Origin of the sequence: Kitasatospora sp. NPDC001539 (assembly GCF_040298565.1) — a bacterium.
GTDB lineage: Bacteria > Actinomycetota > Actinomycetes > Streptomycetales > Streptomycetaceae > Kitasatospora.
Map to the genome: position 1 here is coordinate 1 of NZ_JBEPAK010000479.1, position 1,506 is coordinate 1,506.

The window sequence follows — 1,506 nt, forward strand, 5'->3', positions numbered from 1 at the left end:
GGACGGGCTCGGCCCCGAAGCGGTCCTGGTGCTCGTCGATGAGCTTCAGTACCGTCGCCGGGTCGGGTCGAGCTCCTGGGCGAAAAAAGCCGAGGTGGAGTCAACCGGTCAGCGCAACACCCGAGGTGGTGGAGGGTGTGGCGTATGGCGAGGATGGGTCGTCCGGGCATGTCGGACACGCAGAAGCGAGAGTTGTGGGACCGCTGGAAGGCCGGTGAGTCGATCAGCGAGATCTCCCGTGCCCTGGGCAGGCCACCGGGGTCGATCTTCACGATCATCAAGGCCAACGGCGGGTACGTTCCGCCGGTCCGATGCCGTCGGCCGGGCTCGCTGACGTTCGCCGAGCGGGAGTCGATCTCCCGTGGACTGGCCCGAGGCGACTCACTCCGCGAGATCTCCCGCGCCCTGGGGCGCGCGGCATCGACCATCAGCCGGGAGATCGCCCGCAACAAGGGCGCCGAGCACTACCGGGCGGTGGACGCCGAGGACCGGGCCTGGAACCGCGCCCGACGCTCAAAACTCTGCCTCTTGGCCATCAACGAGCCCCTTCGCGCACTGGTCGCCGAGAAGCTGGCCGAGGACTGGTCACCGAAGCAGATAGCCGGGCACCTGGCCAAGACCCAGCCGGCCGAGTCGGGGATGCGGATCAGCCACGAGAGCATCTACAAGTCCCTGTTCATGCAGACGCGCAAAGTCCTCGCGAAGGAGCTCCAACAGCACCTGCGCTCGGGACGTCCGACCAGACGCAATATCCACAACACTGTTACTGGGCAGTGGCGTTCACAGATCAAAGATGCCGTCCCCATCCACGAACGCCCTGCCGAGGCGCGCGATCGCAAGGTGCCCGGGCACTGGGAGGGTGACCTTGTGATGGGCAAGGGCGTCACTCAGGTGGCGACCCTCGTCGAGCGCACCACCCGCTTCACCATGCTGGTCCAGCTCGATGCACGGGACACGGCCACCGTCACCGCCAGAGTCTCGACCCAGATGCTTCAACTACCCGCCCAGCACAGGAAGTCACTGACCTGGGACCGCGGAATGGAGCTGGCCGCTCACAAGAGCGTCACTGCCGCGACCGGCTTGGCCGTCTACTTCGCCGACCCCCAGAGCCCATGGCAGCGCGGCACCAACGAGAACACCAACCGGCTCTTGCGGCAGTACCTACCCAAGGGCGCCGGAATGGGTCACCTCACCCAGGACGACCTGGACGCCATCGCCCTGCGGTTGAACACCCGCCCCCGGCAGACCCTCGACTTCGAGACACCGGCCGATAGGCTGGAGGCCCTGTTGCGCTGACCGGTTGACTCCACCGAGGCGGCCTTGAGGATCTCGCAGGACCGGCGGAGCTCGGCGTTCTCCTTGCGCAGAGCGGCCAGCTCCTCCTTCTCGGCCGTGGTGAGCCGGTCGTCGCGCTCGCCCCGGTCCGCCTCGTCCTGGCGGATCCAGTTCCGCAGGGCCTCGTGGTGCACCCCCAGATCGCGGGCCATCTGCCGGATCACCGGCTTC

2 protein-coding genes are annotated in these 1,506 nt (G+C 67.4%); one reads left to right on the forward strand and one right to left on the reverse strand.

Annotation, left to right across the window (positions count from 1 at the left end; translation table 11 throughout):
* The first annotated feature begins 144 nt into the window (after positions 1-144).
* A complete protein-coding gene (locus ABT247_RS33415; protein WP_502892549.1) occupies positions 145-1,296 on the forward strand; it encodes an IS30 family transposase in 1,152 nt (383 codons plus the stop codon).
* Here the strand turns inward: ABT247_RS33415 and ABT247_RS33420 are convergent.
* A complete protein-coding gene (locus tag ABT247_RS33420; protein ID WP_350750360.1) occupies positions 1,185-1,487 on the reverse strand; it encodes a transposase in 303 nt (100 codons plus the stop codon). The two genes, ABT247_RS33415 and ABT247_RS33420, sit on opposite strands and share 112 nt — an antisense overlap.
* Between the last annotated feature and the right edge of the window lie 19 nt (positions 1,488-1,506).

Excerpts from the sequence above, each read along its gene's own strand:
- ABT247_RS33420 (WP_350750360.1), bottom strand. The coding sequence starts at position 1,487 with ATGGCCCGCGATCTGGGGGTGCACCACGAGGCCCTGCGGAACTGGATC.
- ABT247_RS33415 (WP_502892549.1), top strand. The coding sequence starts at position 145 with ATGGCGAGGATGGGTCGTCCGGGCATGTCGGACACGCAGAAGCGAGAG.